Below are 18,976 nucleotides of genomic sequence, written 5' to 3'. Positions count from 1 at the left end.
AGTCGATGTCGATGAAGCGTGCATGGTGCTCCTGCGTGGCGGCCGCGCTCGCCGTGCTGGCGAGCGCGCAGCAGGCGTCGGCCTACTGCCGCTCGAACACCTGCAAGAGGTCGGAGCTCTGCCTACAGGACGACCAGCCGGTCGGCGAGTGCAAGCCGCTCCGCTGGGCGGGCGATTGCATTGGCTTCAGCATCCAGGAAGACGCGTCCAGCGAGGTCTCCTACCAGGAGATCTCCGACGTGCTCGATGTCGCGTTCGACACGTGGATGCAGGCGCCCTGCGACGGTGGAACGCCGGGGCTCCGCGTCCAGAACCTCGGGCCCGTCGCCTGCGGAGCGGTGGAGCTCAACGCCAGGGACGGCAAGACGAGGATCGTCGACGGCCTCGTGCCGGGCAACGCCAACGTGGTCGTCTTCCGCGATATGGAGTGGCTCGCGAGCTCGGGGCACAACACCGAGATGCTCGCGCTCACGACGGTGCAGTTCGACAGGAAGACCGGTGAGCTCTGGGGGGCCGACATGGAGATCAACAGCGATCTCTACGACTTCACCGTCGGGGACGACTCCGCCGCGCCGAGGGAGGATCTGCTCGCCATCGTCACGCACGAGGCCGGACATTTCCTGGGCCTCGACCACTCCATGGCCGGCCCCGAGGCGACCATGCACTCGAGGTACGACAGGTCAGATCCGATGAACTTCCGGACGCTGCACGAGGACGACATCGCGGGCATCTGCCAGATCTACCCCCCTCGGGATCTCTCCACGTCGACCTGCAACCCCATCCCTCCACACGGGTTCTCGCCCGAGTGCGCCGAGGATCAGCTGGTCCGCTGCAGCGCGGCGCCGCCCGCCGCCGGCGGCCCAGGGTGGAGCGCCCCGCTCGCCGCCATCGCGATCGGCGCGGCCGCCTGGCTCCGCGCCGTCGGGCGCCCCCGCGCCGGCGAGCGCGGCCCGGATCGGCGACCGCCGCACCTCAACCGAGGTCGCCGGTGAAGCGGATCGGCACGCGGAACGCCGTGAACACGGCCTTCACGTGCCTGGGCGAGAAGAGGGCGCCGAGCGTCGCTCCCTCGACCCCGCGGCCCTGCACCAGCTCGTGGAGCTCGAGCAGCGAGTACGCGCAGAAGAGCTCGAGGCGCTTTCCGATGTGCTTCAGGATCCTGCCGCGATTCCTGTAATACGGCGCGTAGTCGCCCTTGTACCGGAGATCGAGCGCTTCGAGGCGGTACTCGTACTGCACGTAGGAGCGCTCCCCGAGCACGCGATTGCAAAGGAGCTCGGCTTCGACGTACGCGCCGGTGTCGCCCACCTCGACGCCGGGCCCATCCCCGAAGACCCAGAGCCCGTCGAAATGGGGCTCTTCGGCCTCTCGCGGCTCCTCGTGCGTCTTCGGGTGTCCGGGTGACACGGAGAAGCACGCTCGAAACTCGTCGCGGATCTCGGCGCTGCGTGCGAAGAGCGCCTCCATCTGCCGCTCTTTCGGGACCGAAAGCAGCTTGGCCGTTCTGCCCATGAGCGGTGCTTATAACATCACGGCCGCCACGACCGTCAATCGGGGCGATGACCGGGACGCTCGCCGAGCGTCGCGCTCCCCAGGGAGTCGCTCTCGGCAGCAGCCAGCGGCCGCCGATCTCGGGCGTGGCGCGCAGCATCCCCGTGGCAGCATCGTTGCAACGCGGGCGCGGGCGACCCTCACGGCCCCTCTCGGGCCCTCCACCGGAGGACCGGAATGCACATCACCCACGCGACGAACGCCGTCACCGAGGACGTCGGCGGCCTGCTCCACGGCTGCCTGGCGGACGCTGAACACGACCGCGACATCCCCGAGATTGACCTCCTGAGCCCGCTCACGATCCGCGGCGTCCGCTTCCGGAGCCGCGTCGTGATGTCCCCGATGTGCCAGTACTGGGCTCGCGGAGGGCTCGCCGGCGACTGGCACCTGGTCCACCTCGGCAGCCGCGCGGTCGGCGGCGTGGCGCTCGTGATGGTCGAAGCCACCTCGGTGACGCCGGACGGCCGGATCACGCCGGCCGATCTCGGCATCTGGAGCGACGCGCACGCCGAGCCGCTCGCGCGCATCGCGCGGTTCGTCGAGGCCCAGGGCGCGATCGCCGGCATCCAGCTCGCGCACGCCGGCCGGAAGGCGAGCTGCGATGTGCCCTGGCGGGGCGGCGCTCGGCTCAAGACGCCGGAGGAGGGCGGCTGGGCGGTGGTGGCCCCGAGCGCCCTGCCGTTCGCCGAGGGGGATCCAGCCCCGCTGGCGCTCGACGAGGCGGGCATCGACGCCGTGGTCGACGCGTTCGAGGCGGCCGCGCGCCGGGCGCTCGGCGCGGGCTTCCGAGTGCTCGAGATCCACGCGGCGCACGGCTACCTGCTGCACGAGTTCCTCTCGCCCCTCAGCAATCACAGGACGGACGCCTACGGCGGCAGCCTCGAGAACCGGATGCGCCTCCTCCTGCGCGTCGCCGATCGCCTGCGCCGGCACATGCCGGCGGATCTCCCGCTCTTCGTCCGCATCTCCGCGACCGACTGGGTCGAGGGCGGCTGGGACATCGATGCTTCGGTGGAGCTCGCTCGCCGCCTCCGCGACCTCGGGGTCGACCTCATCGACGCCTCCTCCGGAGGCCTGGTCCCGAGGGCCCGTATCCCGGTGGGCAAGGGATATCAGGTCGGCTTCGCGCAGAGGATCCGCGAGGAGGCGAGGATCCGCACCGGCGCGGTCGGGCTGATCACCGAGCCCCGGCAGGCCTCCGAGATCATCACGGGCGGCGACGCCGACCTGGTGTTCGTCGGCCGGGAGCTGCTGCGCGAGCCCTACTGGGCGATCAAGGCCCAGCAGGAGCTCGAGGCGGAGCCGACCTGGCCGGTCCCGTATGGATATGCCGTGAAGCGGCGGGCGAGGTGAAATGAAGCCCTCGTCGTCCTCCTCGCTGCCGGGGAGCCTCACGGTGCTGACGCGCGGGCCGCAACGGCGGGCCAGATCTTCCAGCGCCTTGTCGTCCAGGCCACGGGTGGATCAGGTCACCGCGCCGCGCTGGTGGAATTGCGGCTTGTCCCAGGCGCCGCTCTCCAGAAGGTCGCGCAGCACGTCCACCGCATCCCAGACGTCGACGAAGCGGGTATACAGCGGGGTGAAGCCGAAGCGCATGATGCGCGGCTCGCGGTAGTCGCCTATCACGCCACGGGCGATCAGCGCCTGCATCACCGCGTAGCCCTGCGGGTGCTCGAAGCTGACCTGGCTGCCGCGGCGGGCGCCGTCGCGCGGGGTGATCAGGGTCAGCGGATGCTGTCCGCAGCGGGCTTCCACCAGCTGGATGAACAGCTCGGTCAGCGCCAGCGACTTGGCGCGCAGCGCGGCCATGTCGGTATGGCGGAAGACGGCAAGCCCGCATTCCACCAGCGAAAGCGCGGTGATCGGCTGGGTGCCGCACAGGAAGCGGCCGATGCCGTCGGCGGGGGCGTAGGCGGGTTCCATCGCAAACTGCCGGGCATGGCCGAACCAGCCGGACAGCGGCTGCCAGAAGCGGTTCTGATGGCGCGGCGCCACCCACAGGAAGGCCGGCGCGCCGGGGCCGCCGTTCAGGTACTTGTAGGTGCAGCCGACGGCGAAGTCGGCGCGGGCGCCGTGGAGGTCCACCGGCACGGCGCCTGCGGAATGCGCCAGGTCCCACACGGTCAGCGCGCCGGCCTCGTGCGCGAGCGCCGTGACGGCCGCCATGTCGTGCATGGTGCCAGTCTTGTAGTTGACATGGGTGAGCATCAGCACCGCCACGTCGTCGCCGATCGCCTGCGGCAGTTCCTTGGGCGAGTCGATCAGGCGCAACTCGTAGGCTGCGCCGCCGCCCATCTTCAGCAGCTCGGTCAGGCCCTCGGCGATGTACAGGTCGGTGGGGAAGTTGTCGCGTTCCGACACGAGCACCCGGCGCTCGGGCGCGGCGCCCTGCTGCTGGCGCAGGGCGGCGGCCAGCACCTTGAACAGGTTGATGGACGTCGTGTCGGTGACCACCACTTCGCCGCTGCCGGCGCCGATCAGCGGAGCCAGGAGGTCGCCAAGGCGGCGGGACAAGTGCACCCAGCCGGCCGTGTTCCAGCTACGGATCAAGCCGTCGCCCCATTCCGCTTCGATCACTTCCCTGGCACGGGTCAGCGACGCCTTGGGGCGGGCGCCCAGCGAGTTGCCGTCCAGGTAGATCACATCGTCCGGCAGCGCGAACTCGTCGCGCAGGTGGCGCAGCGGGTCGCTTGCGTCGCGGGCAAGGCAGGTGTCGCGGGTGGTTTGCAGGCTCATGTCAGGCGTCCTTCGGTCCAGCAGCGCAGGGGCGCAGCATGGCACGGACTGGACTCGCGCCCAGGTTGGCCAGCTTGAGCGGCAGCGCGATCCGTCGTGGTCGCCGGGCGGCATGTCCTCCAGCTGCAAGCCTTCCAGGATGGCGAGGCCGCGGTGGTGGACTTGCCGATACCCGTCCTGCCTTTTCGAGGTTTCCGGGGCCAGCGACGATGCATCGACGCCTATCAGGCGCCCGCGGCGAGCGCCCGTTCGACGGCCTGCGCGTAGGGCATGGGCGTGAGCGGGATGATGGCGCGGATCGGCCCCACATCGCCGACGAGGTCGGCGTCAACGCCCAGCAGCAGATCGGCGAAGGCGCCGCGGGGCAGGCCCGCCAGGCGCTCGAAGAGCCCGGCGAACGGCGCCAGCAGCCAGGGCAGGAGGTGCAGCTTCCACGGCGGGCGCCGGCCGAGCACGCGGGCCGCCACGTCGACCATCTCGTCGGTGGTGAACGCCTCGTCGCCGCCCACGTCGAAGGCCCGGCCGAAGGTGCGCGGCTCGTCGAGGCTGCGCACGAGGTAATGGACGAGATCGTCGAGCGCGATGTTCTGCATGCGGTTACGGCCGCTGCCGAGGATCAGCGCCACGCGCCGCCGCGCGTTGGCCAGCGTTGTGTCGAAGCCGAAGCCGCCGCGTCCGACGATCTGCCCCGGCCGGAGGATGGTCACGTCGAGCCCGCTGCCGAGCAGCATCTGCTCGGCCTTCCAGCGACCGCGTGCCCAGATCGAGCGCGTGTCGGGCGTGATGCCCAGGAAGGTCACGTAGAGCACGCGCCGCACACCGTGGAGCCGGCAGGCCGCCACCACGTTCTCCAGGCCGCGCACCTCGGTGTCCACGAAGGTCTCGCCGGGCGCGGCGCCCTTCTGCGGCGAGAGCGTGTGCACGCAGTTGAACACGGCCTCGCAGCCGCGAGCCGCTTCCTCGATGGAGGCGCGATCGGCGATGTCGCCGCGCACGAGCTCGGCGGCGGCGGGCAGTCTGGCGCGGGCGGCGTCGAGGTTGCGCACGGCGCAGCGGACCAGGAACCCTTCCTGGAGCAGCACGTTGACGAGTCGGCGGCCGGTGAGCCCGGTGCCGCCGAGGACAAGCACGGTTCGCATGTCCTCATCGATAGCGAGGGCCTGTCGAACGCACCATGCGCGAGCGTGCCGATGACTGTCGCGAGCGTACGGAACGATCGAGGAACTTCAGTCGCGCGCTTCGTTGCGGTAGTCCCGCGGCCGCTTGCCGGTGACGCGCTTGAAGGCCTGGCTGAAGGCGCTCTCCGACGAGTAGCCGAGCGCGGCGGCGATCTGCGAGATCGGCGCTGCCTCGTCCCGCAGCCGCCGCTCTGCCAGCCGCATGCGCCACGCCGTGAGGTACTGGAGCGGCGCCATCCCTGCGGCCTCCTTGAAGCGCACGGCGAAGGTCGTGCGCGACATGGCCGCGGCGCGGGCCAGCTCCTCGAGCTTCCAGTCGCGCGCCGGCTCGCCGTGGAGGAGGCGCAGCGCCGCCGCCAGCCGCTCGTCGCGGAGGGCCCGCAGCCAGCCCGCGGGCAGGCGTGGCGCCGTGGCCAGGTGGGCGCGCAGGATCTGGACGAACAGCAGCTGCGCCAGCATCGACGCCGAGAGGAAGGCGCCCGGCGCGCCGCGCGCGGTCTGCTCCGCCAGCAGCTGCTCGATGAGCCAGCGGATGGGGGCTGCCTGGGGTGCGGTCGCGTGCACGTGCAGAAAAGGCGGAAGCGCGCCCTGCACGAGGTCGGCATGGCGCGGATCGAGGGTCACGCCGCCGGCGAGGATCAGCACCTCGGAGCCGTCACCGATGGTGGAGAAGAGGTGGCGCTTCCGGGCCAGCAGGCACCTCACGTCGAGGGGCGGGGCCGAGAGATCGCTGCCGACGAGGAACCCCTTTCTCCCGGGCAGGAGCACCGCGTCCCCCGGCTCGCCGCGGATCGCCTTCTTGTGGCCGTCCAGGCGGAACCAGCAGCCGCCCTTGGCGACGAGCGAGATCTTCATCTCGCCGGGCGGCGGGAAGTGGACGGCCCAGCGGCCACCGGCGGCGATGCCTCCGGCCATGACCGAGGTGGCCTGGGTGAGCCGGAGGATGTCGGTGAGCGGATCGCCGGCAAGGGAGTGGATCGCAGCGTCGAGCGACACGCGTCGCACTATGGCGCATGCTGCCAGGCGAAACTACCGTTCGCCGAGGCGCGCGGCGGCTTGGTTCCTGTTGGTGCGGCGTGCTCGTCGCCTCAGAGCTTCCGGCTGTTAGCTTCGGCGATCATGATCGTCGTCACGTTCGTCGGCGCCGAGATGATGTCCGGCATGATCGACGCATCGACGACGCGAAGGCCGTCGACGCCGCGGACCGCGCCCGCTGCATCGACGACGGCGCCCGGATCGTTCGGTCCGCCCATCGGGACGGAGGATGTCGGATGGGAGTAGCCGTCGACCTGCGCGATGATCGCCTTCTCCAGCGCGGCGTCGTCCTGCACGTCGTTGCCCGGGGTCATCTCCAGCTCGACAACGTCGCTGAACGGCGCGGTCTTGCCGATCTTGCGCGACAGGCGCACGGCTTCCATCATCCGCCGCAGGTCGCTGCGGTCCTCGAAGAAGTTGAAGCGTATCAGCGGCATCGCGCGGGGATCGCGGCTTGCCAGGCGGATCGATCCCTTCGACTTCGGCAGCGTCACCGAACAGGCCAGCACGATCGCCCCTCCGGTCGGGCTCTGGGCCGGATCGAAGATGTGCGTGCCGGAGACGTGCAGATCGAGCTCGTCCGCGCCCGCCTCGCTCGACCTGGTCCAGAGGATCGCGCCGGCGACCGGCGTCATCGATCTGGCTTCGGGTTTCAGCGCATAGACGTTGTAGTAGAACGGGTGCTCCTTCAGCCGCTGGCCGACAGGAGCCTCGACGATGACGGGGATGCCGAGCTCCTTCAGATGCGACGACGGGCCGATGCCCGAGCGCATCAGGATCGCGGGGCTGCCGTACGCGCCGGCCGACAGGATCACCTGACCGGCCGCGATCGTCTCGCCGCCGACGAGGCGCACGCCCGTCGCGCGGCGGCCTTCGAACACCACGCTGTCGACCTCGACGCATCCTCTGATCGTCAGGTTCGGCCGGCGGCGTACGTCTTCCGTGAGGTAGGCCATGCCGGTGTTGATCCGCTTGCCGTCGACGACGTTCAATGGGTAGGGCGACACCCCGTGCTGCTCGGCGCCGTTGAAGTCGGTGACGCGCGCGAGGCCGCACCTTTCCGCGGCGAGCACGAACGCGCGCATCGACGGGGTGTTCTCCTCCATCGTCCGCTGCCGGATAGGGAAGGGGCCGGTGCGCCCGTGCCAGGCGTCTTCGCCGGTCGGCGTGTTCTCCATCGCCTTGAAGATCGGCAGCACGTCCTCGAACGACCAGCCCTCGACGCCGTGTGTTGCCCAGCGCGCGAAGTCGGACGGCCTGGCGCGGATCGCGACCGCCGCGTTCACGCCCGAGCTGCCGCCAAGCACCTTGCCGCGAATCGCGTTCACGTCGTGACCGAGCCCGAGGTGATCCTGGGTGTGGTAGCCCCAGTCGTGATCGCGATCGCCGCCCACGCGGTTCGCGTTCGCGATCACGTCCGGTGTGTTCGCCGGCGTGTAGGCCTGGCCAGCTTCCAGCAAAAGAACCCGACGGTCCCGGTTTTCGCTCAGTCGGCTCGCGAGCACGGCGCCCGCGGATCCGCCGCCGACGATGACGACGTCGAATGGATGGGTTTCGTTGGCCATTGATGTTTCTCCTTTTCCGATGGGCTCCTTTCAGCCGCGATCGAACGCGTCGCGGAGGAAGCGGGCGGCGCGATCGAGCGCATTCCTGCTGGTCTCGAGGTGCGCGACGTCGAGCTGGAAGACGTGGTGCATGCCCTCGAAGATCTGGAGCTCGACGGGGACTCCGGCCTTCGTCGCGCGATCGGCGTACTGTCTGGAATCGTCGAGCAGGCGCTCGTCGGTGCCGACCTGGATGAGGAGCGGCGGCAGGCCTTTCAGGTCGCCGAACAGCGGCGAGGCGAGCGGATCGGAGGGGCTATGGGCGCCGACGACCTTTCGGGCGCAATCCTGCAGGTAGTCATGGCCGAGCAACGGATCGACGATGCCCGGATCCGTCATCGACGCGCCGGTGAAGGACAGATCCACCCACGGCGAGAACACGACGCCGGCGACCGGCGCCGGACCAGCGGGCTTCCCGATCAAACCCGCCAGCGTCACGAGCGTGAGGCCGCCGCCCGCGGAGTCGCCGACGATCGCGATGCGGTCGAAGCCCTTGGCGATCAGAAACAGGGATGCGGTCCGCGCCGCGTCAGGAGCGGCCGGCAGCGAAGCTTCGGGCGCCAGAGGATAATCGATGACGAGCGCCGGAATCTTGGTGCGGCTGACGATCTGGCTGACGAATCCGCGGTATGCCTTCGCCGAGCCGAGGACGTAGCCGCCGCCGTGCAGATAAAGGATCGCACGCTTCGGCTCGGCCTGCTGCGGACGGATGAAAAAGCCCCGCACGCCCGCCTCGTCGACAGCTTCGAGCGTGACGTCGCTGGTCAGGGGAGAGCCGGAGATGAAAGCATCGTAGACGGCTCTCCGGTCTCCCGTCGCTGTCGCCCAGAAGCTGGCGAACCGCTCGCGCAGCGCGGCTTCGCGCTGCCGCTCCTCGGACGGGAGCTTGATGATCTCCGTTTTGCTCCGTTGATGATCCTGCAACTGCGTTTCCGACATCGTCGTTCTCCATCGTTGGACATGGCTCCGCCGCCCGCGCGGAGCCACGTGTCGCGCGTGGCGTGGGAGATCTAGGGCGGGAAACGTCGACCGAAAAGACGCCAAATTTGAGACTCAGCGTCCAGCTGGTTGGACGACCTAGATCAGCACGGCTTTCGGAAGCTCGGCCGCCAGATGATCGAGGAAGGCGCGCACCGAGGGAAGCAGCCCCTGCCTGTAGGGGATGAGCGCGGTGATCGTGGCGTCGCCCGCGATCCAGCTCGGCAGCACCCGGCGCAGCTTGCCGGACTTCACGGCCGCCCGGCAGATGTAGCCGGGCAGGGCGACGATCCCGAGACCTCGGATGGCCGCCTGCTGCAGGCCGACCATATCGTCGCTCGACAGCCGCGGCGTCAGCGGCACCACGGCCTCGTTCTTGGCCTGACGCACGTGGCGCAGCCGCCAGACCGGAGCGACCCCTGTCCGCATCATGAACAGCGATGGATGCTCGCGCAGGTCCTGGGGTCTCTGCGGCTCGCCTCTCTCGTCGAGGTAGTCGGATCCGGCGAACAGGTACCAGGGGGCGGGCGCGAGCGTCCGCTGGACCAGGTTGGAGTCCGGCAGCGGATCCGAGTGCGCTCGGATGGCGACGTCGAAGTTCTCTCCGACGATGTCGACGGCGCGGTCGACCGCATGCACGACGACGTTGACCCTCGGGTACTGCACGAGGAAATCCGCGACGATATCGGACATCGCGAACTGCATCGTCGCCACGCCGCCGGTGCAGCGTATTGTGCCGCTCGGCTCGCTCAGGCGCTGGCGGATCGTGGCCTCGGCCAGCTCGGCTTCGCGAAGCATGCTGACCGCGTGCCGATAGAACTCTTCGCCCGCGTCCGTCGTCCCGAACTTGCGCGACGTGCGGTTGAGAAGCCGGACCCCGAGATTCTTCTCGAGCTGCTGCATGCGGTAGCTGAGCGTCGATTTGGGGGTCCGCAGCGTGCGGCTCGCGGCCGTGAATCCGCCCCGGTCGACCACCTGCACGAACAGGAAGAAATCGTTCAGATCCAGCATGTTCCACCCGTCGTCCAACCGATCGGACGCTGAGTTCGAAAATTGACGTCTTTTGGGTTGTTCGTCCAGCGGGTAGTCCTCGCGTCGTCACGGCAAACGGCCGTGACCCCGAAGCTCCGGACCCACCGGGATCCAGAGACGAACCGAGGACCCAATGACCATGCGCAAGTACGAACCGCTCACCCAGGACAACGCCGCCGTCATCCTGGTCGACCACCAGGTCGGCCTCATGACCGGCGTCCGCGACTACTCGACAGGCGAGCTGAAGCACAACGTCGTCGCCCTGGCGAAGGCCGCAAGGGCGCTCGAGCTGCCGATCGTCGTCACCACGACGGCGCGCGACAGCATGTGGGGGCCGACCTTCCCCGAGCTCGTCGAGGCCTTGCCCGGCATCGAGATCATCGATCGCTCGACCGTGAACGCCTACGACGACCCGCGCGTCGCCAGGGCCATCGAAGCGACCGGCCGCAAGAAGCTGATCTTCGCCGGCATCTCGCTCGAGGTGTGCGCGGGCTTCCCGGCGATGACGGCCGTCGCGCGCGGACTGGACGCGTACGTGGCCGTCGACGCCTCCGGCACGTTCAGCGAGACCAAGCACGACGTGAACCTGTTCCGCATGCAGCAGGCCGGCGTCATCCTGTCCGACTACGCGACCCTGATGGTCGAGATCCTCAAGGACAACGGCCGTCCGGAGGCGGGCGCCGTCTACGCCGCGCTCGACATGCCCTGGGCCACGCTCGTCGGCCAGGTCGCCGGCGCTCTGCGCAAGTGAACGAGGCGGTGTCGGCAGAGCCCTCGGGCGCTGGCGAGCGGCGAGGCTCCGGCGCCAGGGGTGCCTGGCGGATCGGGCGGACCTGACGTGCCGGGCGCGAGCGTCTGCGTCCGTGCTGCGCCGGCGGTCACATTCGGGTGGGCTGCTTTGTCCTGGGAGCGGACCCCACCCGGAGAGGACATGAAGAAGCTGCTCAGGATAGATGCAAGCGCCCGCACGCAAGGGTCGATCTCGCGGAGCGTGGCGGACTATTTCCAGGTACGCTGGACCGAGTTGAATCCAGGCGGCCGCGTCATCGTTCGCGACCTCGCCCGGTATCCGGTGCCGCACCTCGACGCTGCGACCATCGCTGCGTTTCTCGCGCCCCCGCCGCCTTCCGGGGGGCCGCCGCCCGAGGGCCTCGTGCTGTCCGACGCCTTGATCGATGAGCTGAGCTCGGCCGATCACTTGCTGATCAGCAGCCCGCTGTACAACCTCACGCTGCCATCGACCCTCAAGGCGTACTTCGATCACGTCATCCGCAATGACCGGACGTTCGCGCAGGTAGAAGGGCGCTATGTGGGCCTCCTCACCAGCACGTCGGCGTCCGTCGTGACGACGCGCGGCGGTGTCGCCTCGCCCGCCGCCGCGGACGAGCTTCAGACCCGCACGCTGCGGGCGATACTGGCCTTCATCGGCGTCACGAAGGTCGACGTTATCTCGCTGGAGGGGATGAGCGGAGACGAGGTCTCTCGGTCGCGTCGCATCGCGTGCGCGCGGGCCGAGATCGACCGTCTCTTCGCCTCTCCTGGAGAGCCGGTCGAGTAACCGTCATGGATCACCGAACGCATCTTTTCGAGAGCCACCGCCCCCTGCTCGAGGGGCTCGCTTACCGGATGCTCGGCACGCGCGCCGACGCTCTCGACATCGTGCAGGAGACGTTCTTGAAGTGGAGTCAGACAGACGTCGACCAGATCCGCGACGCGCGCGCGTGGCTCGTCACGGTGTGCAGCCGCATCGCGTTGAACACGCTGCAATCGGCGCGTTCCCGGAGAGAGACGTACGTGGGCACATGGCTGCCGGAGCCGTTGATGGAGGATACGCGGAGCCCTGACGAGGAGCCGCAGATCGACGAGACCGTCTCGGTGGCGTTGATGCACGCCCTCGAGCGGCTGACGCCGAACGAGCGCGCCGCGTTCCTGCTGCACGACGTGTTCGGCTACAGCTTCGACGAGATCTCCACCCTGCTCGGCAAGGAGAGCGCAGCGTGCCGGAAGCTCGCCTCCCGCGCCCGCGCGCGGGTCCGCGACGCGCGGCCGAAGTTCGCGGCGTCGTCCACCGAGCACCAGCGCCTCCTGACCGCGTTCCTGAATGCCGCCCGCGCTGGCCAGATCGACGAGCTCCGCAGGCTGCTCGCGGAGGGCGTGGAGCTGCACGCGGACGGGGGCGGCAAGGCCGAGACGGTGACCCACGTGCTCCGCGGCGCGGACGCGGTGAGCACCTTCTTCGTCCGCGTCTGGAGCGCCGCGGCGCATCCCGATGGCCGCTACCGCTTCGTGTTGCGGTGGTTCAACGGTTCCCCGGGGCTCCTGGTCCACGACGAAGATCGGCTGATCGCCGCCGTGAGCGTGAGCGTCGACGAGGGCGTGATTCGAGGGATCTATGCCCACCGCAACCCGGAGAAGCTCGCGGCCTTCCTCGCGGAGGCTGGCTGAGCGGCGCGGGGCCGGGGAGGGAGGGGCTGGAGAGCAGCGGCTGGTTGAGAGGAGAGGGTGCGTGCGGGGTGAGCGCCTCACCATGCGCCAGATGGCGGGCGCACGATCGACGGGGCCAGAGCTCGGCGAGCGCCGCTTGGGAGCGGCGCTGTCGACTTACACCTCCACGCCCTCCAGTCGCCAGGCTTGTGCGAGGTCGTCGCGCCAACCTTCTCCGATGACCTCGGCATGCCCTACGATGAGACGTTGGGCCGGTCGCTCCAGCATGGAGCGGATGGAGCGCGCGGCCGCGGCCTTGTCCGGAATCTTCTTCCTGGCGTCGGGGGGTACGCGCACCCGCTCGTAAAAGCCGGTAATGCGCGCGGCATAACGCAAAGTCCAGTGGTCCTTGGCGCCGGCGCAAAGGACGATGTCTGCGCCCAGCAGGGTCTGCGTTGGCCGATGGTAGAGCACCGTCTCGTCCCAGAACGGCACGCCCTGAAGTGGCAAGGCCTCGAACTCGGGGACCTGCTCGCCGAACTGGGCGTCGTGGATATCCATGTGGAGCTTCAACGCCTTGTTCCTGTTGAGCGCCGACGCCGGTCCCACCACCTTCGCGTCAGGGAAATGGGCCGCCGCCGCGGGTGCCCCGAGGTGATGCCAGCAGTTGGGTACCACCAGCCAGCGCACTGGGCCCAGGGCTCGTAGCTGCTCTGTCAGCGCATCGGTGGGAGGGGCTGGAGTGTGAAGGAGTAGACTGCCGTCGTCGAGGCGTACGACCGTGGTGCGGGCGCGCATCCGTACCCCGCTGAACCACACGGGGCGGTCCAGGGTCCAGATCTTGTCATCGACCACGGCGGTGAGAGCGCTGTCAGGCATGCGGGCGACCTCCTCCACGCGGGCGCCAGGAAATCCAAACGTGATCCGGAAGTCAATCTCGCCGGGCGCTTTTCGAAACCGTGGAACGGCGGGATCCCCGTTCGCGGCGATCCGCGTGTTCGGCAGCCACGGCCATTCGTCCTCAACCCGAAGCGCTGGCTGGCCGCTTCTTCGTTCTCTTCTTCTTCTCGCCCTCGCGCGCCCGGTCTGCCGCCCGCAGCGCGCTGAGCTCGCGCCGGAAATCCGCGGCCGCCGCGTAGTGCTCATCAGCCGACCGAATGACGCCGGCGATGGCGCCGCTGCAGCGCGGGCACTCGCTCCGGTCGGACGTCAGCGCCGTGCGGCAGCCCGGCTCGGAGCAGAGATCGTACTGCCACCAGCGACCGACGGCCCAGCCGACGAAGGGCGCCCCGACGAGCACGGCGAAGGCGAGCTCCCCACCGGCGCGCGGCAGGGCGGCAGTGACCAGGAGCGCCCCGCAGGCTCCGACAAGGGCGCTCAGCGCCTGGCCATCGGCTACACGATCTTCGGCTCGTGCCGGATGCACGGAGTCAACCCGCTCGCCTGGGCGACGGACGTCATCGGCAAGTTGCAGGCGGGCTGGCCGCGCGGACGGCTAGACGAACTGCTGCCCGACGCCTGGGCGAACTCGTTGCTCGCTGCTCCGAGCGCCGGCGACGCCGACGCGACCTGAACCACGCGCGCTTTGGTCGGCGACACAGGTGGAGGCCACCTCACCGGGCCCTCTTTCAGGACCGCCTGTGCCCGCGCCGAGTCGTGGGCCGACGCCGCCCTGCGCCCAACATCGTCGACCCCGGCGAGAGCCGCAAGGGGCCGTGCCCATGGCGATGGTCGGGTGGTTACGGTGTAACCGCCGTTCGCGCTCGGGCGCCGCGTGGCCGCGAAGAGCGCCGCCGTCCAGACGCACTTCCCCTCGCGATGGAATCGTTCAACGACGACGGCAACTTCGATAAGCTGCGCTTCACAATCGCGGTGGAGCACGCGATCGTGCTATGCGTAGCACATGCTCGTACATCGCCTGAAATTTTCTTCTTCCGCCGTACTCGCGTGTGTGGTGCTGCTCGTCGCAGCGTGCAGTGATGACGCCGACTCGCCCGGCACGACGACGGGCGGAACCGCGAGCACGACCAGCTCCGGGACCACGAGCGGCAGCGGGACAGCGGCGGGCGGCGGCTCGCCCGGCAGTTCCGGCTCGAGCGCGACCAGCGGGGGCGCGGCGAACGCCGGTGGGGGAGGCACTGCCGGCGGCGACACCGGGGGCGCCGGCGGAGCGGGTTCGGGTGGCATGGGCGGCGGATCCGACGGTGTCGGAGGTACCGCGGGCGAGGGAGGTGGCGCAGGGGGCAGCGCTGGCGCGGGCGGCGGCCCGGCATTCCAGCCCTGCCCGGCGAGCGGCTCCTGTAAGATCATGCCCTTCGGCGATTCAATCACGCAGGGTTTCAACGTCGCCGGCGGCTACCGCGCCCCGCTGTTCCACCTCGCGCTCGAAGCGAACCGCGACATCACCTTCGTCGGTTCCGCCAGTGATTACAGCGTGCCCATGGTGGACGGAGTGCCGTTCCCGAAGAACCACGAGGGTCACGGCGGCTGGACGATCGAGGGCAACAACGGCATCGCGCAGCTCGTGGGCACCAGCATTCCGAATTACAAGCCCAACATCATTACGTTGATGATCGGAACGAACGACATCAACGGCAACATCAACCTTGCGGACGCACCGAATCGCCTGGGCAAGCTGCTCGACTCGATTTTCATGCGTGATCCGAACATCCTCGTGGTGCTCGCGCAGATCGTGCCGACGAGAACGGACGGCACGAACAACAACGTCAAGGCCTACAACGCGGCCATGCCCGACCTGGTTTCGACGCGCGTCAGCAAGGGGCAGCACATCGTGCTGGTGGACATGTACACAGCGTTCACCAACGACCCGAACTACAAGCAGTCCCTCTTCGCCGACAATCTCCACCCGAACCAGGCAGGGTATAACCGCATGGCCGAGGTTTGGTTCCAGGCGTTGAGTCCGTACCTCCGCTGAAATCGAAAGGCGAACGCCACCAACGCTCGAGCAGATTCGCGGCGCACGCCGTTCGAGCCGAAATTGAGGAGCTCGCGGCGTAACCCCGGCTATTGGTTCGCCCCGGCGCAATCACCTCGCCTGGTATCGAAAACGAATGGCAGCACGACGCGGCTTCCGCTCGGCGAGCCGACCGATGTTCCAGCACGCTGTCCCAACCGAGGGCCACCGCACTGGAAAGGTGACGCTGTAAGAGCAACTTATCTAGCGCAGGGCGGCGTCGCCCTGCCCTTCAGCGCCCTTGGCCGTTCGATGCGTCGCTGCTCGACGACGCGGTACGCCTCTCCTGAGAGCGCTCACTGTCGAGCATCGCCATGTGGGCTTCCGGATAGCGCGCGCCGGCGACTTCGCTCGCGGGCACCGCGGCCTCGAGCGCGGCGACCTCCGACGTGTCGAGCGAGACATCGAGGCTCGACAGCGCCTCCACGAGCTGTTTGCGCGTGCGGGACCCCAGGGTCGGGACGATCGTCACGCCCTGAGCCGCGCCCTTCGCGCGGACCCACGCGATGGCGAGCTGCGCCGGGGACACGCCCTTTTCCGTCGCGAGGCGCGCGAGCGCATCGACGAGGGGCTGGTTCCTCTCGGCGTTGCCCGCGGAGAAGCGGGGCATGTGCGCGCGGTAGTCGCCCTCGCCCGACGGCTTTGCGCCCGTGAGCAGCCCGCGGGACAGGACGCCGTACGCTGTCATCGCGATCCCGAGCTCGCGCAGGGCCGGGATGACGCCGACCTCCGCGCCGCGGCTCACCAGCGCATATTCGATCTGCAGATCGCAGATCGGATGCACCGCCGCCGCGCGCCGGATCGTCTCCGCGCCGACTTCGGACAGGCCGATGTAGCGGACGTAGCCCGCCTTCACCATGTCGGCGATGGCGCCCACCGTCTCTTCGATCGGAACACTGGGATCGAGGCGCGACGGCCTGTAGATGTCGATGTGATCGACCCCGAGGCGCGACAAGCGGGTTCGACAGGCGTTCGCTGGACGGCCTCGGCGTCCTCCGCGCGGTCGTGGAGGCCGGGAGCTTCGTGGGCGCGGGGGAGGCGCTCGGCCTCACGCAATCCGCGGTCAGCCGTGCGATCGCCCGCCTCGAGGACCGCGTCGGCGTGCGCCTGTTCCGCCGCACCGCCCGGTCCATCTCGCTGACCGACGAGGGGCTCCGCTACTACGAGTCGGTGGCGCCCCACCTGGCCGCCATCGAGGACGCGACCATCGAGGCGGGCGGCTCATCGGCCAAGGTTCGCGGCCGCCTGCGCGTGAACGTCGACGGGAGCGTCGGGCAGTTCGTGCTGACGCCCCGCCTGGGGCCGTTCCTCGCGCGCCACCCCGAGCTCTCCATGGAGATCGCCGTGCGCGATCGCATGGGCGATCTGATCCGCGATGGCTTCGACGTCGCCGTCCGGTTCGGTCAGCCGGAGCCCTCGGCATTGAAGGCTCGCCTGCTCCTGCGCACGCGCATCGTCACCTGCGCATCGCCGGCGTACCTCGCGCGCCACGGGGCGCCACGCCGCCCGAGCGACATCGAGAAGCACCCGTGTGTCCTGATGCGAGATCCCTCCACGGGAAGCCCTTTCGCATGGGAGTTCGTGCGCGGAAAGAAGGTCGTCCGCGTGAGCGCCTCTGGACAGCTGATGGTGAACGGGGTCGGTCCGCTCCTCGCGGCGTGCCTCGCGGGACAAGGGATCGCGCAGGTGCTCGAGCTCTACACGCGCGAGCTCCTGGCCGACGGACGGCTCGTTCAGGTGCTGCCGGAGTGGGCCGAGGAGACGTATCCCCTCTACGCGTACCATCATGCCGCACAGCTCATGTCGGCCAAGGTCCGCGCCTTCCTGGAGTTCGTCGTCGCGCTGACGCGCGCATAACATCACGATCGCCGGCGCCCGGCGGCCCCTTCGATGACGTGAACAAGCGAATCAATGGGTTGCGAGGCCCGGCCCATCTGCCGGGAAGCAAGGTCCAAGGGCAAGGAATGCGGAGAGGAACCGCAAGGGGCGCAAGGGGCGCAAGGGGCGCAAGAGACCAGAGACGAGAACTTCTCTTGCTCGTCCCTTGCGTCCCTCGCGCCCCTTGCGGTTTCTCTTCCCTTCTGTTGATTTCCTCGGGACTCCAGCGCGATCGGTGCGCTAGGCCGCTCTGGAGCGATCCACGCGGAGCTCGATCCAGGGAGAGGTCTGCTCGGCCAGGGTGCGGTAGGTGAGCGCCGCGGCGCCGACGAAGAAGAGCGCGAGCGCGGCCGGGCCGATCTCGATGCTCCCGGCCGACTCGACGGTGCCGAGCACGCTCGCGTGGAACGCCCGGAACAGGCCGAGGTGGAGCGCCGCGAGCGCCCCGCCGAGCGCGATCGCCCAGGCCCGGTGGAACCGCGCGCGCTGGGCATGGTGGGCGATGACCGTCTCCGAGGCGACGCAGAGGCTGCCGTGCGCGGGCGCCCGGAGCACCCAGGCCCGCGCGGCGTCGCGGTACCCCGTGCCGGCGGCGCTCGCGTCGATCTCGCGGCGCACGGAGCCCGCGATGTAGATCGTGTCGCCGGGGCGGACCTCGGACACGTAGGCGGGCGCGCCGCCGCGCCTCGTCGGGACGAAGGTGGTGTCGAGGCTCAGCCTGCCGCTCGTCGGCTCGACCCGCACCGCGGCGCCCGAGGGGAGCCGGAGCGAGAACGCGCGCGCCCGCGTCTGCCACGCGCTCGGCGCGGCGCCGGCCTGGCCGCCGCACGGGATCTCGACCGCGATCACCGCGTCGCCCGGCGCGGCGTCCTCCGCGCTCACCTCGCCGCGCAGGAGCGCAAACCCCTCGCGTATCGCGCCGGGCGAGGCCGAAGGGCTCCGCGCATACGCGGCGATCTGCGAGCGCCGCCGGTGGTGGAGGCAGCGCCCGATCGCGATGGCGACCGCGACACCCAGCACCACCCCGGCGACCCCGTAGACGATGAAAAGGCTCGCGACGAAACCCATCGTCACAGCGTAGACGTGCGGCGTCGGGGCGTCGAGACGCGGTGTTGGTCTCGGGAGCGCCGGGAGAGCATGGCGCCTGTCTCGCACCACAGGCGCACGCACCGATCACCGCGGCGCGCCGCGGCCGGCGTCGGCGCGCACAGCACCGCCGGCGTCAATCCCACCTCGTGTGTGGCGCGCAGTGCACCTCCCGCCTGCTCCGCCGCGTGGGTCTCGGTGATTGGCACTCCGGCCGTTTTGCGACGCTGTCGTTCGCGATCGGTCGTTCGTGATCTCGGTTCGACAAATGCTTGTAGTTTCGATTGTTTGCAGCGGTTTCCCTCCCCGCGTTCCGCTCCTGCTCCATCGCTGGAGCGGTGCGCTGGTGCGCCAGCAAACGGTCGTGAGGCCCGCCGTGCGCTTCGAAGGCCCGAGCACCGCTGCGCGCCAGGAAGCGCGCATCCACAGGTGGGTGAGGCGCGGCGGGCACAGCCGCCCGGTGCATTGCGGTCTGGACGGGCGAATTGTCACGCCAGGAC

The 18,976-nt window shown here is 69.5% G+C and carries 16 protein-coding genes and 2 pseudogenes; 8 read left to right on the top strand and 10 right to left on the bottom strand.

Annotated elements, in window-relative coordinates; genetic code table 11:
- Positions 1 to 5 precede the first annotated feature (5 nt).
- Entirely contained in the window at positions 6 to 992 is a 987-nt protein-coding gene (locus WMF29_RS35765) for a matrixin family metalloprotease (protein ID WP_437324589.1), read from the top strand.
- Here the strand turns inward: WMF29_RS35765 and WMF29_RS35760 are convergent.
- Positions 973 to 1,512, bottom strand: coding sequence for a hypothetical protein (locus tag WMF29_RS35760; protein ID WP_437324588.1), 540 nt, complete (start codon positions 1,510 to 1,512; stop codon positions 973 to 975). The genes WMF29_RS35765 and WMF29_RS35760 overlap by 20 nt on opposite strands.
- A 216-nt stretch (positions 1,513 to 1,728) precedes the next feature.
- Here WMF29_RS35760 and WMF29_RS35755 point away from each other — a divergent pair, with 216 nt between their 5' ends.
- Complete coding sequence (locus WMF29_RS35755) at positions 1,729 to 2,904, top strand: NADH:flavin oxidoreductase/NADH oxidase (protein ID WP_437324587.1); 1,176 nt, start codon at positions 1,729 to 1,731, stop codon at positions 2,902 to 2,904.
- Positions 2,905 to 3,015: 111 nt separating this feature from the next.
- On the opposite strand, the gene kynU is transcribed toward WMF29_RS35755, so the two are convergent.
- The 6 genes from kynU to WMF29_RS35725 form a co-directional block, all read right to left on the bottom strand.
- Positions 3,016 to 4,287, bottom strand: a complete 1,272-nt coding sequence (gene kynU, locus WMF29_RS35750; protein ID WP_437324586.1) for a kynureninase — start codon at positions 4,285 to 4,287, stop codon at positions 3,016 to 3,018.
- 224 nt (positions 4,288 to 4,511) lie between these two features.
- Positions 4,512 to 5,426, bottom strand: coding sequence for an SDR family oxidoreductase (locus WMF29_RS35745; protein ID WP_437324585.1), 915 nt, complete (start codon positions 5,424 to 5,426; stop codon positions 4,512 to 4,514).
- Positions 5,427 to 5,513: 87 nt separating this feature from the next.
- Positions 5,514 to 6,461 carry an AraC family transcriptional regulator gene (locus WMF29_RS35740; RefSeq protein WP_437324584.1) on the bottom strand — a complete coding sequence of 316 codons (948 nt, stop codon included), beginning with the start codon at positions 6,459 to 6,461 and terminating at the stop codon, positions 5,514 to 5,516.
- A gap of 92 nt (positions 6,462 to 6,553) precedes the next feature.
- Complete coding sequence (locus tag WMF29_RS35735; protein ID WP_437324583.1) at positions 6,554 to 8,065, bottom strand: GMC family oxidoreductase; 1,512 nt, start codon at positions 8,063 to 8,065, stop codon at positions 6,554 to 6,556.
- Positions 8,066 to 8,095: 30 nt separating this feature from the next.
- Positions 8,096 to 9,091, bottom strand: coding sequence for an alpha/beta hydrolase (locus WMF29_RS35730; RefSeq protein WP_437324582.1), 996 nt, complete (start codon positions 9,089 to 9,091; stop codon positions 8,096 to 8,098).
- A 90-nt stretch (positions 9,092 to 9,181) separates the two neighbouring features.
- Positions 9,182 to 10,093, bottom strand: a complete 912-nt coding sequence (locus WMF29_RS35725) for a LysR substrate-binding domain-containing protein (protein ID WP_437324581.1) — start codon at positions 10,091 to 10,093, stop codon at positions 9,182 to 9,184.
- Between the two features lie 154 nt (positions 10,094 to 10,247).
- Here WMF29_RS35725 and WMF29_RS35720 point away from each other — a divergent pair, with 154 nt between their 5' ends.
- From WMF29_RS35720 to sigJ, 3 genes are all read left to right on the top strand, one after another.
- Positions 10,248 to 10,865, top strand: a complete 618-nt coding sequence (locus tag WMF29_RS35720) for an isochorismatase family protein (RefSeq protein WP_437324580.1) — start codon at positions 10,248 to 10,250, stop codon at positions 10,863 to 10,865.
- Between the two features lie 180 nt (positions 10,866 to 11,045).
- The gene (locus WMF29_RS35715; protein ID WP_437324579.1) at positions 11,046 to 11,672 is read left to right on the top strand and encodes an FMN-dependent NADH-azoreductase; all 627 of its coding nucleotides are present in this window, start codon (positions 11,046 to 11,048) and stop codon (positions 11,670 to 11,672) included.
- Positions 11,673 to 11,677: 5 nt separating this feature from the next.
- Entirely contained in the window at positions 11,678 to 12,559 is an 882-nt protein-coding gene (gene sigJ / locus WMF29_RS35710) for an RNA polymerase sigma factor SigJ (RefSeq protein ID WP_437324578.1), read from the top strand.
- A 156-nt stretch (positions 12,560 to 12,715) separates the two neighbouring features.
- Here the strand turns inward: sigJ and WMF29_RS35705 are convergent, their stop codons facing one another.
- Positions 12,716 to 13,417 (bottom strand): DUF4336 domain-containing protein, encoded by a 702-nt coding sequence (locus tag WMF29_RS35705; RefSeq protein ID WP_437324577.1) that lies wholly within the window; start codon positions 13,415 to 13,417, stop codon positions 12,716 to 12,718.
- A gap of 478 nt (positions 13,418 to 13,895) precedes the next feature.
- Between WMF29_RS35705 and WMF29_RS35700 the strand changes: the two are divergent.
- Together WMF29_RS35700 and WMF29_RS35695 are read left to right on the top strand one after the other, a co-directional pair.
- Positions 13,896 to 14,111, top strand: a pseudogene (locus WMF29_RS35700) (transposase domain-containing protein); the annotation flags it as partial.
- A 330-nt stretch (positions 14,112 to 14,441) separates the two neighbouring features.
- The gene (locus WMF29_RS35695; RefSeq protein WP_437324576.1) at positions 14,442 to 15,473 is read left to right on the top strand and encodes an SGNH/GDSL hydrolase family protein; all 1,032 of its coding nucleotides are present in this window, start codon (positions 14,442 to 14,444) and stop codon (positions 15,471 to 15,473) included.
- 271 nt (positions 15,474 to 15,744) lie between these two features.
- On the opposite strand, the pseudogene WMF29_RS35690 reads toward WMF29_RS35695, so the two are convergent.
- Positions 15,745 to 16,506: pseudogene (locus WMF29_RS35690) on the bottom strand (aldo/keto reductase); the annotation flags it as partial.
- A gap of 11 nt (positions 16,507 to 16,517) precedes the next feature.
- Here WMF29_RS35690 and WMF29_RS35685 point away from each other — a divergent pair.
- Complete coding sequence (locus tag WMF29_RS35685) at positions 16,518 to 17,369, top strand: LysR family transcriptional regulator (RefSeq protein WP_437324575.1); 852 nt, start codon at positions 16,518 to 16,520, stop codon at positions 17,367 to 17,369.
- 261 nt (positions 17,370 to 17,630) lie between these two features.
- On the opposite strand, the gene WMF29_RS35680 is transcribed toward WMF29_RS35685, so the two are convergent.
- Positions 17,631 to 18,458 (bottom strand): hypothetical protein, encoded by an 828-nt coding sequence (locus tag WMF29_RS35680; protein WP_437324574.1) that lies wholly within the window; start codon positions 18,456 to 18,458, stop codon positions 17,631 to 17,633.
- Between the last annotated feature and the right edge of the window lie 518 nt (positions 18,459 to 18,976).

Origin of the sequence: Sorangium sp. So ce381 (assembly GCF_051473845.1) — a bacterium.
In the GTDB taxonomy this organism is placed as follows: Bacteria; Myxococcota_A; Polyangia; order Polyangiales; family Polyangiaceae; genus Sorangium; species Sorangium atrum.
Note: the sequence above shows the minus strand (reverse complement) of the source record. Positions and strands in the feature narration are given on the sequence as shown.

Excerpts from the sequence above, each read along its gene's own strand:
- WMF29_RS35765 (WP_437324589.1), top strand. The coding sequence starts at position 6 with ATGTCGATGAAGCGTGCATGGTGCTCCTGCGTGGCGGCCGCGCTCGCC.
- WMF29_RS35760 (WP_437324588.1), bottom strand. The coding sequence starts at position 1,512 with ATGGGCAGAACGGCCAAGCTGCTTTCGGTCCCGAAAGAGCGGCAGATG.
- WMF29_RS35755 (WP_437324587.1), top strand. The coding sequence starts at position 1,729 with ATGCACATCACCCACGCGACGAACGCCGTCACCGAGGACGTCGGCGGC.
- kynU (WP_437324586.1), bottom strand. The coding sequence starts at position 4,287 with ATGAGCCTGCAAACCACCCGCGACACCTGCCTTGCCCGCGACGCAAGC.
- WMF29_RS35745 (WP_437324585.1), bottom strand. The coding sequence starts at position 5,426 with ATGCGAACCGTGCTTGTCCTCGGCGGCACCGGGCTCACCGGCCGCCGA.
- WMF29_RS35735 (WP_437324583.1), bottom strand. The coding sequence starts at position 8,065 with ATGGCCAACGAAACCCATCCATTCGACGTCGTCATCGTCGGCGGCGGA.
- WMF29_RS35725 (WP_437324581.1), bottom strand. The coding sequence starts at position 10,093 with ATGCTGGATCTGAACGATTTCTTCCTGTTCGTGCAGGTGGTCGACCGG.
- WMF29_RS35720 (WP_437324580.1), top strand. The coding sequence starts at position 10,248 with ATGACCATGCGCAAGTACGAACCGCTCACCCAGGACAACGCCGCCGTC.
- WMF29_RS35715 (WP_437324579.1), top strand. The coding sequence starts at position 11,046 with ATGAAGAAGCTGCTCAGGATAGATGCAAGCGCCCGCACGCAAGGGTCG.
- sigJ (WP_437324578.1), top strand. The coding sequence starts at position 11,678 with ATGGATCACCGAACGCATCTTTTCGAGAGCCACCGCCCCCTGCTCGAG.
- WMF29_RS35705 (WP_437324577.1), bottom strand. The coding sequence starts at position 13,417 with ATGCCTGACAGCGCTCTCACCGCCGTGGTCGATGACAAGATCTGGACC.
- WMF29_RS35695 (WP_437324576.1), top strand. The coding sequence starts at position 14,442 with ATGCTCGTACATCGCCTGAAATTTTCTTCTTCCGCCGTACTCGCGTGT.
- WMF29_RS35680 (WP_437324574.1), bottom strand. The coding sequence starts at position 18,458 with ATGGGTTTCGTCGCGAGCCTTTTCATCGTCTACGGGGTCGCCGGGGTG.